The sequence below is a fragment of the Candidatus Tumulicola sp. genome, from assembly GCA_035601835.1.
Classification (GTDB): domain Bacteria; phylum Vulcanimicrobiota; class Vulcanimicrobiia; order Eremiobacterales; family Eremiobacteraceae; genus DATNNM01.
Genome location: DATNNM010000012.1, coordinates 56,353 through 69,591, shown reverse-complemented (window position 1 = coordinate 69,591; position 13,239 = coordinate 56,353). Strand labels below are relative to the sequence as shown.

General features: G+C 64.1%; 13 protein-coding genes. 8 read left to right on the top strand and 5 right to left on the bottom strand.

Annotated elements, in window-relative coordinates:
- Positions 1-28: 28 nt before the first annotated feature.
- Together VN934_08045 and VN934_08040 are read right to left on the bottom strand one after the other, a co-directional pair.
- The gene (locus tag VN934_08045; GenBank protein HXM18753.1) at positions 29-1,279 is read right to left on the bottom strand and encodes an ammonium transporter; all 1,251 of its coding nucleotides are present in this window, start codon (positions 1,277-1,279) and stop codon (positions 29-31) included.
- 129 nt (positions 1,280-1,408) lie between these two features.
- Entirely contained in the window at positions 1,409-1,720 is a 312-nt protein-coding gene (locus VN934_08040) for a hypothetical protein (protein ID HXM18752.1), read from the bottom strand.
- Here VN934_08040 and VN934_08035 point away from each other — a divergent pair.
- The 5 genes from VN934_08035 (at position 1,710) to VN934_08015 (ending at position 6,720) form a co-directional block, all read left to right on the top strand.
- Entirely contained in the window at positions 1,710-1,874 is a 165-nt protein-coding gene (locus tag VN934_08035; GenBank protein ID HXM18751.1) for a hypothetical protein, read from the top strand. The genes VN934_08040 and VN934_08035 overlap by 11 nt on opposite strands.
- A gap of 105 nt (positions 1,875-1,979) precedes the next feature.
- Complete coding sequence (gene serA / locus VN934_08030) at positions 1,980-3,572, top strand: phosphoglycerate dehydrogenase (GenBank protein HXM18750.1); 1,593 nt, start codon at positions 1,980-1,982, stop codon at positions 3,570-3,572.
- A complete protein-coding gene (locus VN934_08025) occupies positions 3,569-4,213 on the top strand; it encodes a histidine phosphatase family protein (GenBank protein ID HXM18749.1) in 645 nt (214 codons plus the stop codon). The genes serA and VN934_08025 overlap by 4 nt, the downstream gene beginning before the upstream one ends.
- A 123-nt stretch (positions 4,214-4,336) precedes the next feature.
- The gene (locus VN934_08020; GenBank protein ID HXM18748.1) at positions 4,337-4,726 is read left to right on the top strand and encodes a BlaI/MecI/CopY family transcriptional regulator; all 390 of its coding nucleotides are present in this window, start codon (positions 4,337-4,339) and stop codon (positions 4,724-4,726) included.
- Positions 4,723-6,720: a M56 family metallopeptidase gene (locus VN934_08015; GenBank protein ID HXM18747.1), complete on the top strand. Its 1,998-nt coding sequence runs from the start codon at positions 4,723-4,725 to the stop codon at positions 6,718-6,720. Before VN934_08020 ends, VN934_08015 begins: the two co-directional genes overlap by 4 nt.
- Positions 6,721-6,764: 44 nt before the next feature.
- Here the strand turns inward: VN934_08015 and VN934_08010 are convergent, their stop codons facing one another.
- Entirely contained in the window at positions 6,765-7,250 is a 486-nt protein-coding gene (locus VN934_08010) for a peptidylprolyl isomerase (protein HXM18746.1), read from the bottom strand.
- A gap of 90 nt (positions 7,251-7,340) precedes the next feature.
- Between VN934_08010 and VN934_08005 the strand changes: the two genes are divergently transcribed.
- On the top strand, positions 7,341-9,167 hold the full coding sequence (locus tag VN934_08005; protein ID HXM18745.1) for an ABC transporter ATP-binding protein: 1,827 nt from the start codon (positions 7,341-7,343) through the stop codon (positions 9,165-9,167).
- Here the strand turns inward: VN934_08005 and VN934_08000 are convergent.
- The gene (locus tag VN934_08000) at positions 9,132-9,503 is read right to left on the bottom strand and encodes a VOC family protein (protein HXM18744.1); all 372 of its coding nucleotides are present in this window, start codon (positions 9,501-9,503) and stop codon (positions 9,132-9,134) included. The genes VN934_08005 and VN934_08000 overlap by 36 nt on opposite strands.
- A 297-nt stretch (positions 9,504-9,800) precedes the next feature.
- Between VN934_08000 and VN934_07995 the strand changes: the two genes are divergently transcribed.
- Together VN934_07995 and VN934_07990 are read left to right on the top strand one after the other, a co-directional pair.
- Complete coding sequence (locus tag VN934_07995) at positions 9,801-10,130, top strand: zinc-ribbon domain containing protein (GenBank protein ID HXM18743.1); 330 nt, start codon at positions 9,801-9,803, stop codon at positions 10,128-10,130.
- A 117-nt stretch (positions 10,131-10,247) separates the two neighbouring features.
- Complete coding sequence (locus tag VN934_07990; protein ID HXM18742.1) at positions 10,248-11,723, top strand: hypothetical protein; 1,476 nt, start codon at positions 10,248-10,250, stop codon at positions 11,721-11,723.
- On the opposite strand, the gene VN934_07985 is transcribed toward VN934_07990, so the two are convergent.
- A complete protein-coding gene (locus VN934_07985; GenBank protein ID HXM18741.1) occupies positions 11,720-13,177 on the bottom strand; it encodes an alkaline phosphatase family protein in 1,458 nt (485 codons plus the stop codon). The two genes, VN934_07990 and VN934_07985, sit on opposite strands and share 4 nt — an antisense overlap.
- Positions 13,178-13,239: the final 62 nt, after the last annotated feature.

Sequence of the window (13,239 nt, the reverse complement as noted above, 5' to 3'; positions counted from 1 at the left end):
GGCCGGACTAAAGTCCGGCATACCACATTTACAGGTTGTAGGCGACTTCTGCGTGCTGTGAGACGTCAAGGCCGCGCTCTTCCTCGCCCTGCGACACGCGCAGCGGCACGAACATGTTGATGCCCTTCAGGATCACCCAAGTCATCCCGGCGCAATACACCCAGGAAACCACGACCGCCAGCGCTTGGACGGCCAACTGCTTCGGGTTGCTATAGAAGAGGCCGTTGGCGCCGGCCGCATTCACCGCGATCGTCGCGAACAGACCGGTTGCCAGCGCGCCCCACGTGCCGCCGATCCCGTGCACGGCCCAAACGTCAAGCGAATCGTCGACGCGGCGCATCCGCTCGCGCAGCACGACCGCCCCGTAGCACACGATGCCCGCGCCAAAGCCGATGAGGATGGCGCCCATGGGCGTCACGAAGCCGCACGCCGGCGTGATGGCGACGAGTCCCGCCACGCCGCCTGCCGCCGCACCGATGACGCTCGGATGACCCTTGTGCCACCAGCTCACCGTGACCCAGGTCAAGGCTCCCATCGCCGCCCCAAGGTTGGTCGCGACAAACGCGTTTGCCGCGAGCCCGCCCGCAGACAGCGCCGAGCCCGCGTTGAACCCGAACCAGCCGAACCACAGCAGCACGGCTCCGAGCACGACCATGGTGGTGTCGTGCGGCTCGGTCGAACGAGTGGGCAAGAAGCCGAGCCGGCGGCCCAACATCAGCGCAGCGATCAACGCCGACACGCCTGAGCTGATGTGCACCACGGTGCCGCCGGCGAAATCGAGCGTGCCCAATTTGTTGAGCCAACCGCCTTGGCCCCAAACCCAATGCGCCAGCGGATCGTACACTAGCGTCGCCCATAACAGCGTGAACAGCACGAATGCCTTGAAATGTTTGCGCTCGGCGAAGCCGCCGGTGATAAGCGCTGGCGTGATGGCGGCGAACATCATCTGGAAGGCTGCGAAAGCGAGATGCGGCACCGTGGGCGCGTAGGATGAAGGCGTGACCCCCACGCCTTGGAGGCCGAGCCACTGGAGGCCGCCGATGATGCCGTGGAAGCGGCCCAAGAAATTCGCATCCGGGCCGAAGGCGAGCGTGTAGCCCCACAGCGCCCATTGCACGCTGATCAAGCACAGGATGAAGAGACTGTGCATCAGCGTGGCGAGCACGTTCTTCTTGCGGACGAGCCCCCCATAAAAGAAGCCGACCGCGGGAGTCATCAGCATGACGAGCGCGGTCGACGCGAGCACCCAGGCGGTGTCGCCTGCATCAATCTTGAGCAACGGCGCGGCCCTCCATTTTCGCAACAGTGTACGACATGGTTGCGGCTCGCGCTATCGACGTTTGGCCAACAAAAACGCCGGACCTAAGTCCGGCGTCTTCACTCCCGGGGCTAAAGCCCCGGCACTACATTACTTGGAGACGCTGGCCAGCGTGATCGTCGTCTTGCCGCCCTGCGCGGTGATGGTGACGACCTGCTGGTTCTTCCCGGCCGTGCCGATCTGGAAGGTCGCCATTTCGTTGCCGGCGACGGTCATGTGCGCCTTCTCGGAGCCCTTGGGCATCTTGCCCTGGTACCATGCGTACACTTTGGCGAACGAATCGGCGGTCGTCATGACCTTGCCCGAGGCCTGGCCCATGGCGCCGTTGGCCGACGTTCCGGCCGCGGCTTCGGTCGCGCCGGGATAGGACGGCAAGCCGGTCTTCTCTGTTGTGGACGACATCGCGCCGCCTGCGGGCGCTGTGGTGGCGGCGGCCTCGGTTGCCGTCGAAGTGGTGGTGCTGGTGTCGCTCGACTTCGAGCAGGCCGTCAGGGTCGCCGCAACGACCACGGCAAGCAAAAGGACAGATATGCGCATTGCACTCTCCATAAAGTAAAGTGGTGAGACCCCTCGGGTTCTCGCTGCCCGACCGGGGACCTGCCGCGCTTGGACCGCTGCGGCTCCACAGGAGGGTCCCGCGAATCCCGCGCACTTGGTCGCCATGCGACACTCTGGCGTCCGTCCCACGGTCCTCGTCGCGGAACCTCTCGCGGCGGAAGGTGTGGCCGTCCTCCAAGAAGGCGGCGCGGACGTTCGCGAGGCCTATGACCAGCCGCGCCAAGCGCTCATCGAACTGCTGCGCGATGCCCAAGGGCTGATCGTGCGCAGCAAGACCGCGGTCGACGCGGAGCTGCTCGCCGCGGCTCCCCAGTTGCGCGTGGTGGGCCGAGCCGGGGTCGGAGTCGATGCGATCGACGTCGCCGCCGCGACGCGTCACGGCATCGTCGTGCTCAGCACGCCCGACGCCAGCACGCTCGCCACAGCGGAGCACACCTTCGCGATGTTGCTGGCGCTGTGCCGCCACCTCAGCGCCGGTCATCAGCGCGTCCTGTCGGGCGCTTGGAGCGCGAAGGGACTTGCGGGCAGCGAACTCGCGGGAAAGACGTTGGGCATTATCGGACTCGGCCGCATCGGCTCGGCCGTGGCCGTCCGCGCGCGTGCGTTCGGCATGACCGTGCTCGCGCACGACGCGTTTGTCAGCCAGGCGCGCGCCGAATCATTGGGCGCGCGCTTGGTCGCGTTCGATGAGCTGCTCAGCGCCGCGGACGTTGTGACGTTGCACGCGCCGCTCACACCGCAGACGCAAGCGATGATGGACGCGCGAGCGTTTGGGCTCATGAAGCCGGGAGCACGATTGGTCAATTGCGCGCGCGGCGGGCTCGTCGACCACGAGGCGCTGCTTGCAGCTTTGGAAGCCGGCCGCCTGGCGGGCGCCGCAGTCGACGTCGTCGACATCGAGCCGCCGCCGCCCGGTCATCCTGTATGGAAGCTGCTTCATCACGATCGCGTGCTTGCGACGCCGCACTTGGGCGGCTCGACGCGCGAAGCGCAAGCGCGCATCGCAACGGATCTTTGCCGCGATGTCGTCGCGGTGCTTCGCGGCAAACCGCCCTCATCTGCCGTGAATGCGCCGTTCGTCGCCGCTCCGGAACTGCGCCCTTTCGTCGAACTCAGCTACGTGCTTGGCCGCGCGTATCCACAGTTGGCGCAGGAGTCTGCGTTGCCGCCGTTCGCGCTGTTCATGGAAGGCGAACTCGGCGCGCACGACACGGCGCCGTTCGTCGCCGCGTTTTTGGTCGGGCTGTTGCAGAACATCACCGATCGCCGCATCTCGACGGTCAACGCGTTCGACGTCGCGCGCGAGATGGGTCTGTCGATCGAAGCTTTGCCGGCGCCGTGCGAGCGAGGTTTTGCTCGCGCCGTCTTCGTTCGCGGCGGTCGAACGGCGCTTGCCGGCACGGTGGTTCACGGCGAACAGTTGCGCCTCATCGAGATCGACGGCTACGAGCTTGACGTCGCCCTGGCAGGTCATCTTCTTCTGACGCACCACGGCGACGTGCCCGGCGTCGTCGGCAAGGTCGGCACGATCCTCGGTGAAGCCGGCATCAACATCTCGAACATGAGCGTCGCGCGGCGCGAACAGACCGGCCAGGCCCTGATGATACTGGGCGTGGATCGTGCGGCGCCCGCCGACGTGCTCACGCGACTTCGCGACGTCGCCCAGCTGCACAGCGTGCGCGCGATCGAGCTTTGAGCCGGCCCTTCGCGTTGCTGCTCGTGCGCCACGGCGAGTCGACGTGGAACGCCGAGGGCCGTTATCAAGGCAGGCGCGACTCTGCCTTATCGGATTTAGGAGTACTGCAGGCGCAGGCGCTGGCGGCTGCCCTCGCGACAAAGGAGCGGCCGCGCGCGATCGCGTCGAGCCCACTGTCGCGCGCCCGTCAAACGGCTCAATTCGCGGCGCAGGCCTGCGGCTTGAGCCTTGCGATCGATGCGCGGCTGGTCGAGATCGACCACGGCGCGTGGGAAGGCGAACTTGCCTCCGACGTGGCGCGGCGCTGGCCCGAGATGTTGCGCGATTGGAAAGCGCGGCCCGAAAGCGTGACGTTCCCGGGCGGGGAGAGCCTGAAGGACGTCCTGGAGCGCTGGCAGTCTTTCCGCTCCGACCTGGCGCGCTTTGAGTCGCCGCTCGTGGTGGTGACGCACGACGTCATCGTGCGCCTGGCGGCGCTTGAGGCGGCCGGCAAGGGTGTCGCGGGGTTTTTCGAGGACCGCAGCGACAACTGCGCCATCACCGAGATCCACTATGAGGGGCAACAGACGCGGCTGGTCAGGCGCAACGATACGACGCATTTAGGGCCGTTGCTGGCTGACGTCGCGAAGCAGGCGCTCTAAGAGCCCGGCAAACTATTAATTTCTTAATTGACAACTGGGGCCGACCCGGTGTATGATACCGCCAACTATTAATTCCTTAGTAGGTGTAGTGCCGGGGTTTTAACCCCGGAAAACGAGGCGTTCTTGGCGCGCAAACGATCTCCAACACTTACGGAGGCGGAACTCCGTCTCATGGAAGTGCTGTGGGAGAAACGGTCGGCCACCGTCGGCGAAGTCATGGCCGGGCTGCCCGGGGAAACTGCGCTCGCGTATAGTACCGTGCTGACGACGCTGCGCATCCTCGAGCAAAAGGGCTTCGTCGCTCATTTAGAATCCGGGCGCGCCTACGTGTACCACCCGTTGGTGGAACGCGAGGAGGCTCAAGCCAGCGCAACAGAGCTGCTGGTGAGCCGCTTTTTCAACAACTCGCCCGGGCTGCTCGCATTGCGCCTGCTCGAGCGTGAGAATCTCGACCAAGAAGAGCTGCAGCGGCTCAAACGCATGATCGAGCACAGCGAGGACGACAAAGCATGAGCCTTCCGCTGACCCACCTTTTTGAAGCGTTCGCGCGCGACGGCATGGGGGCCATGCTGAACGCGCTTTGGCAAGGCGTGGTCCTGGCAACAGCGGTCTGGTGCGTCATGCGGCTCGTTCCGCGCACCAGCGCGGGAGTGCGCTATACGGTATGGTGCGCCACCCTTGCGGCAATGCTGACCTTGCCGCTTCTTGCGCTTCGCTCCGCCGGTCTTTGCTGCTTCGGCTACCTCCAGAGTTTGCCGCCGCTCACGCTGCCCGAGAGCTGGGCCCGCGCGCTCTTCGCAACGTGGTATGTCATCGCGACGCTCTTGATCGCCCGGCTGATATGGAATTACGTCCGCTTGCAGCAGATCAAGGCCAGCGCGACCCCGCTGCCGGCGCTTGAGCAGCATCGGGTCCGGCGCTGGCTTCGCGCGAGCGGCGGACACCGGACGGCCCGTCTGTGCAGCTCCGAGCAGATCCCCATGCCGGTCGCGATCGGACTGCGCGATCCCATCATCGTCATCCCTCGCTATCTCCTCGATCACCTCAGCGACCTCGAGTTGGATCAAGTCGGGCTGCACGAGCTGGCCCACCTGCAGCGTTGGGACGACGTCACGAATGTCGCTCAAAAAATCGCAGAGGCGCTTTGCTTTTTCAATCCGGTGGTGCATTGGGTCGGACGGCAACTGGCGCTCGAGCGCGAGATCGCGTGCGACGATGCGGTGGTCGCCGCCACCGGCAAGCCCGTCACCTATGCGGCATGTCTGACCAGGTTGGCCGAGTCCGCCACGCTGCTGCAGCACGGGCTGCCGGCGCTGGGCGCGCTCGCCCCTCGCAAGCAGCTCGCGATCCGCGTCGAGCGGCTGCTCGACCGCGATCGCCGCTCTCTTCCCGCCTTCTCGCGTTTCCTCGGCGCTACCGCGGCTGCGGCGATCGCAGCGGCGATCTTCGTCGCCGCGCAACTCACCCCGGTGGTCGCAGTGCCTGCGACGCCTGACGTCTCCGGCGCGACCAGAACCGCCGAGACGGCCGCCTCCAGCCGGTTGGCCGCGGCGAGCACGAGTGGAACGGCCGCCAGCTCCTTCGTGATGGTCGCATCGTTGCCGAACGAACAACAGCCCCACTCTCCCGATGCGATCGCATTCAAGGTGGTGGGCTTCCGGTGGTCGCCGGTCCAGAAAACGCTGGGGCGCATGCATTTCATCATCCACATGACAAGGCACGCTCTCGTTAGCGTTGCGCGCGTCGCCGCGCGCAATGTATGGGTCGATGCTCGAGTCATCAGCGCTCGCCCGGCGCCGGCAGCCGGAGTTCGCGCGGCTCCCGAGATCGTGGCCATGGTGCGAGCGCCGAAAGTCGTGGAGACCGACGCCGTTAGCGTTCCCATGACGACGCCCGCCACCGCCGCCTGGGCAAGCGCAAGCTCCGATCTCGCCGTCGCGACGAGCGATGCGCTCGCGCAAGAGCTGCGCGCTTCGAACTCGCTCGCGGACCGGGCGCGCATCGTTCGAGAACTTGCAGACCGCTATGACGACGCCGCCGCCCGCGATGCCTTGGTGAGCGCGCTCGCCGGCGATTCCAGCGTGCGCATCCGAGTTCAAGCCGCTCACGTGCTGGCAGACAGGGCGGAAGAGGCTTACGCGAAAGCCGCGCTCGCAAGCGCTCTGCGCGCGAGCAACATCGCGACCATCCAAGCGATCGCGCTCGATGCGCTCCAGCCATATCTCGACGAAGCCGCGATTCGCGCTGCCGTCGTCGAAGCGCTCCGATCGGAAAACGTGAAGATCCGCCGAGCCGCGGCTCAGACGCTCGCGCCGTATGCGGATGAGGATGCAGCCGTGAAGCGTGCCCTTGAAGAGGCGTCGCGCGCATGCGCACAGGCGGCCAAGGCCACAAAGGCCTCGGCGGCCGAGCTCACGGAGGCTCGCAGAGCGCTTGAGGACGTGCGTAAGGCTATGGAGCAGCAGGGGATGCAGCCGCACAAGAAGCTCGACGCGCCCAGCGACTAGCGCAGTTCGCGTAGCAACGGACCTTTAGGTCCGTTCGCGGCGGATCACGTTTTCGGTTCGATTTTGACGGACTTCATCTGGTCGCCGACGGCGATCTTCTTGACGGCATCCATGCCCTGCGTGACCTGCCCGAAAACGGTATACTGCCGATCGAGATGGGGCGCAGCGTCGAGGCAGATGTAGAACTGCGAACCGGCCGAGTTCGGAGACGAAGAGCGCGCCATGCCTAACGTCCCTTGCAGGTGCTTGCGCGTATTGAATTCCTCGCGCAACGTGTAACCAGGCCCACCGCGGCCTGTTCCTTCCGGATCGCCGGTCTGCGCCACGAAGTTCGGCTCGACGCGGTGGAATTTCAGGCCGTCGTAGAAGCCCGCGCGCGCGAGCTTGATGAACGCGGCGACGTGCGTCGGGGCGTCGTCGGGAAAGAATTCGAGCACGACGTCGCCCTTATTCGTCTGGACGCGCGCGCGCAGGTTTTTGGCTTCGGCGGCAAGTGTCTTGACCTCGTCGGCGGTGGGCGGCTGCGGCATATGTCCTCCTAAATTACCGGGGCTAAAGCCTCAGGCCTACACGATGGGTTAGCAGGACCTCAAGGTCCTGCTCCACATAGAGCTATGATCATGCTTGGCGGAGCTCCGATGTTCTACGGCTACGGCATAGGCGGGCCGTCGTCAAAGCCGACAAAGCCGGTCGACCTGCGGCGCATCCTGCGCTACTTCGCCCCGTACTGGCGCCAAGAAGCGCTGGTGCTCGCCTGCATCCTCGTGGTGGCGGCCGCTTACCAGTTCCCCCCGCTGTTCGCCAAATGGATCATCGACGTCGCGATCAAGAATCATGACCTGCACGCGTTGCTCCTCAACGTCGGCGGCATGGTCGGCGTCGCCCTCGTCGGGGTAGCCATCGGCGCCTGGCAGGGCTACTTGAACGCTGCGGTCGGCGAAGGCATCATGCGCGACATGCGCGACGCGCTCGTCCAGCATTTGCATCGCATGCCGCTCTCGTTCTTCACGTCGACCAAGACCGGCGAGATCATGAACCGCGTATCGAGCGACGTCGACTCCATCGATAACGTGGTCACTGGAACGCTGGTGAGCATCGTGACAAACGTCTTCACGATCCTGACCACGATCGTGGCCATCGTTTGGCTCGATTGGCGCCTCGCGCTGCTGTCCATGATCGTCATCCCGTTCATGGTGCTGCCGCTGTGGCCGGTCGGGCGCGCGATGTACGAGCAGCGCAAGAAGACGCGCGAGCAGCGCGACCGCATCTACGGTCTCATCCAAGAGACGCTGTCGCTCTCCGGCATCACGCTCGTCAAGTCGTTCGTGCGCGAGCGCTACGAGGCCGAGCGTTTCCACACCGCGGGCACCGATCTCATGAACATGGAGATACGGCTAGCGCTCGTCGGGCGCTGGTTCATCGCGGTCGTCGGCGCGCTCGTGATCATCGGCCCGGCGATCATCTGGTTCGGCGGCGGCTGGTTGGCCATTCGCAACGCGCTCGAAGTCGGCACGATCGTCGCGTTCGTCGCTTATCTGGGCCGGCTGTACGGCCCGGCCGCGTCGCTGATCGGCATCCAAGTGAGCATCGTCAGCGCGCTCGCAGTCTTCGAGCGCATCTTCGACTATCTCGATATGCCGCCGGAGGCGCCGCAGCGCACCGATGCGGTCGAGCTACGCGAGACGCGCGGTGAGATCGCATTCGAAAACGTCCGCTTCCGCTACGTCGCGGATCGCTTTGCGCTGGACGGCGTGAGTTTCAAGGCGAAGTCGGGGCAGTTGGTCGCTTTCGTCGGCCCGAGCGGCGCCGGCAAGACGACGATCATGCAGCTCGTGCCTCGTTTCTACGACCCGCAAGAAGGGCGCGTGACGCTCGATGCTTTCGATCTGCGCGACATCAGCCTCGAGTCGCTGCGCCGGCACATCGGCATCGTCACCCAAGAGACGTACCTCTTCCACACGACGATCGCCGAGAATCTGCGCTACGGCAAGACCGATGCCACGGAGGCCGAGTTGATCGCGGCTTGCAAAGCGGCGAACATCTACGATTTCATCGACGGGTTACCCGAGCGCTTCGAGACGCTCGTGGGCGAGCGGGGCCTCAAGCTGTCGGGGGGCGAGCGTCAGCGGGTCGCGATCGCGCGCGTGCTGCTCAAGGATCCGCGCATCCTGATCCTTGACGAAGCGACGAGTTCGCTTGACTCCACGTCTGAACGGCTGATCCAGGCCGCGCTCGAGCCCTTGATGCGCGGCCGCACGAGCTTGGTGATCGCGCACCGGCTCTCTACGGTGCTGCGGGCCGACGTCATCCATGCCGTCGCTGCGGGGAGGATCGTCGAATCGGGCACGCACGCCGACTTGTTGGCGCGAGGCGGGCTCTACGCGCAACTGTATCGCGCGCAGTTCCAAGAGTCAGCCCAACTTCGCGTTGGGGTCGCTTTGGAATAGTCCGAACGAATTGCCCTCGGTATCCAGGCAATACGCGACATAGCCGACGGTCGGGATCGGCATCTTCGGCTCGACGACTTTGCCGCCGGCAGCCGTCACTTTCTTCGATGCCTCATCGACGCTATCGACGCTGATCGAATTTCTCGTGCTGGAACCGGGCTTTTGCCGCTTCGAGAGGCCGCCGTCGATGCCGGGTCCCTCGCCGGTTTCAACGACCCAGTAGGGCAGTTCGCCGCCTCCCCACTTGTTGAATTTCCAGCCGAAGACGCCCTCATAGAACTTGATCGCCCGCTCGGGGTTGTCTGCGGGCAGTTCGAAATGCACGGGACGAGGCATGTTCGTTATCTCCATTCAGCCTGTGATTGCCGGTACTAAAGGGGCTTTTGCAGGGCGTTTCGTTCTTCGGCCCAGCAGCGCCGGCCCTCCTAAGAGGCCCAAAAGGCTTGATTAAGAGAGCACAATGATGCTATGATTTATGTAGTTTTGGATAGTTGGTAGGGCTTGGCCCAGACGTCGATTAGGAATCCACAAGACCTCCTCTTCGCGATCGTCAGAAACCCATCACCGAAACGATATCACTGACGAGTGTGCCGTTAGAACACTGACGGCGCGCGAAGGGAGTTTCTAAGACTCGTGTATACCGATCAACTCATCACCTGCGTCGACTGCGGCAATCAATTCACGTTTACCGCCGGCGAACAGGAATTCTACGACCAAAAAGGTTTCCAGAACAAACCGAGCCGTTGTCCGGACTGCCGGCAAGCCCGCAAGGCGAGCCGCAGCGGCGGCGGCGGCGGCGGGGGCGGCGGCGGCGGCGATCGTCGCTACAACAGCGGCCCGCGCGAGATGTTCAAGGCGACCTGCAGCGCTTGCGGAGGCGTAGCGGAAGTTCCGTTCCAGCCCCGCGGCGACAAGCCCGTGTACTGCCGCGACTGCTTCCAAAAGCAGCGCTCAGCGTACTAGGCCGACAACACGAAAGACCCGGCGTTCGCGCCGGGTCTTTTCTATTGGGACGAGGAGTTCGAAGAGCACGCAGCCAAACGCGGCAGCCCTTACGCTTCCCCAAGACTGAGACGTGGCATGAAGAAGCTTTTCGTTCTCGTTCTGTCGTTGAGCCTTTTCTGCGTTGCTTGCGCTCACAAAACGACGCCGCCCAATGGGCCGGGGCCCGGAAGCCCGCAGGCGTTGATCGTCGGCAAGTGGGAGTTGAGCGGGTCTGATGGTCAAATCACGAACGAGTATACCGCCGATGGGACCTTCATTATCTCGGCGGCCGGTGCAAACACAAACGGCACGTACAAGTGGCTTGACGACTCGACCGTTGAGACCGTCGTAAACGGGAAAAGCAACACGTCGAAAGTCACCATTTCCCAGGATCAACTCACCGAGACTTCCGGAGCCGACGTATTCAAGTTCACCCGAGCGGGAGCGGCTCCGCAAGCGGCCGCAACCACAGCCGCGCAAGCGTTGATCGTGGGCACGTGGGCGTCCATGGCCGGGTCCCAGAAGATCACGACCCAATACAACAATGACGGGACCTTGGTCACCACGCTTGGTGCTCAAATCAACCACGGCTCGTATCGCTGGCTCGACGACAGCACTATCCAGCTGAACGGAAAGTCGCAGGCGAAGATCGCCATCTCCGGAGATGAGCTCACGATGACGATCGGCAGCGAGGTCTCGACGTTCAAACGAGAGACAGCGGCTTCCCAGGGGAACGCTGCGACTGCCACCCCGGCCGGCGCCGCCTCCATAACGGAGGCTGTCCTCGCCAGTGGATCGACGCCCTTGACCCACGCGCCAATCAATGTCACGCAAACATTCCCCACCACGCAGGGAGCCATCTACGCCATCGTCACGGTCTCGAATCCGCCGAACGGCACTGCGCTAAAAGGCGTACTTACGGCGGTGGATACCAACGGCTCCTCGCCGGCGAACACGAAAGTCGGTGAAGTCGACGTCAACACTTCTGAGGGAACGCAAAACGTCGCATTCCACTGGACCTATCCCAACTTGCCCGCGGGCAAGTACAAGATCGACGTCTATCTCAACGGAACTGTTGATAAAACACTGAACTTCGCACTGGCAAAGGACGCACCGGCGCCGCCGACGGCGCCGCCCGTGTCGTTCGGCAAGTGCACGCGCCCGGCGTCCGATGAGAAGCCTCCGGGATTCGCCATGAGCGTGACGATGGCAGAGCGAGCGGACGCTCAAGGAAAACCCGTCAATCCAGGCAGGACCTTTCAGCCAAATGCGTCACAGATCAGCGCCGTGCTGAGTGTGGAAAACGTTCCGGCCAGCAGTCAAATCAGCGTGCGCTGGATGGGCACGGACCTTGGCGGCGTGGAGGCCTGCAACACGCAAATCGTCAGGACTTATGAGGTGACGGTGGGCGCCGGCTCAAGCACTCCGAGTTTTAACATCACGCCGCCTCCCGGCACGACTTGGCCTGAGGGGCTGTATCGCGCGGAGATCTCCGTGAACGGCGTTTTGGCCTCAAGCACGGACTTCGCCGTGTGCAGCGGACAATGCAAATTCGCGCTGCCTTGGAGCTAGCGGGAGGCAGGCCCCGGCGTCGGATGTAGCGGCAACAAGAGCGGCGCCCGCGGGCTCTGGTTGAAGTCGAATTCGCTCAGCAGATTGCCCAGCTGCGCTGCGTTCTCGCGCACGTCTGGGCGCGCATCGGGTCTGCCATCGGTCTTGGGGTCGATGCGCGCGGCGTTGAGGAAATCATCCTCGATGAACTTCACGTAGGCGTCGAAGCTCAGAGTCTGATGGTCTACGTAGCCTTTTTTCGCATAGGGACTGATCAGTATGCCCGGAACGCGCAGGCCGTAGCCGTTCTGATCGACCACCGGCGGCGCGACGTGGTCGTAGAAACCGCCCCAATCGTCCCAGGCGAGGAAGATCGCGGTGCTGTTCCAATCCGGCCCCGCCATGACCGCATTGATGACGCTGGTGACGTATGCTTGACCGGTGCTTACGAGCGCCGGCGGGTGTTCCGACAGCGCCCCGTTGGGCACCACCCACGATACCGCCGGCAGCTTGCCGGTTTTCGCCGCGGCATAGAAGTTTGATACGTCCTGGATGTTGCCGAGCTCGCCGTCGGCCTTCACCGTGTCGAACCACGGCAGCGGGTTCCAGATCTCGGGCACCTTCTTGTTCTGCCCCGTGGGCGCGCAGAACATCTGATCGTCGGCACAATCCGGCTGCGTGCCCTCCGAAAGATAGTAGCCCCAACTGACGTGGTTCTTGTGCAAGAGATACGTGAGGTCGGTCCAGGCATAGACGGGGTCTTGAGCACCGCGTAACCGCACGCGCGCGTTGCCGCCGAGCCGTTGCGGGTTCTGCAGCTCGTTGACGCAGCTCATCGGATCGTGCGAGCCGCAGCGCGCCGACCAGCCCGAAACCATGAAGAGATGCGCGGGCAAACTCCACGACGCATTGGGCTCGAATATGCGGTCCTGCAGCACGAAAGTCTGCGCATACGCCCAGTAGTTCGGAATGTCGCGCGCGTCTTTGTAGCCCATAACATCCGGGCGGTCACCGCCGCCGCAGCGCGGATCAAATGCTTGGCAGCGCCGCCGGCCGCCTCGCTGCTGCTCGGCGATGAAGCCATCCATCTTGCCGGCGTCGATGTCGGCCACGGCGCTCGGCGCTCCGTGTGGACCGCCTCCGTTGACATCGTTTCCATCGTGATAGGGTTGCACGCAGCTGCCGCTAGCTGGATCGTGGACGCAAACCGCAAAATTGCCGTCCGCCCTCCGCGGCAGCCCGTCGCCGCCCGGGTACGTGCCGAAGTATTCGTCGTACGAGCGGTTCTCTTGCATGATGATGACGACGTGTTTGATCTTGTGTATGTCACCAGGAGCGGCCGCAGCTGCATTCCCGCCTGCTCCTTGATGGCCGAACACGATGCCCGCGAACAGGGCGCCAGCCAGGTAGATGAGGGCCAGGGCCGACTTCCACCGGGCGAGAGCGTAGTTGAGCTGAACGACCAGCATGAGCATGTCCCCTTTTTTGTACTACGAAACGGCCGGGGCAGTGTGAGACAGCGGTGAGAAGGTCGTGA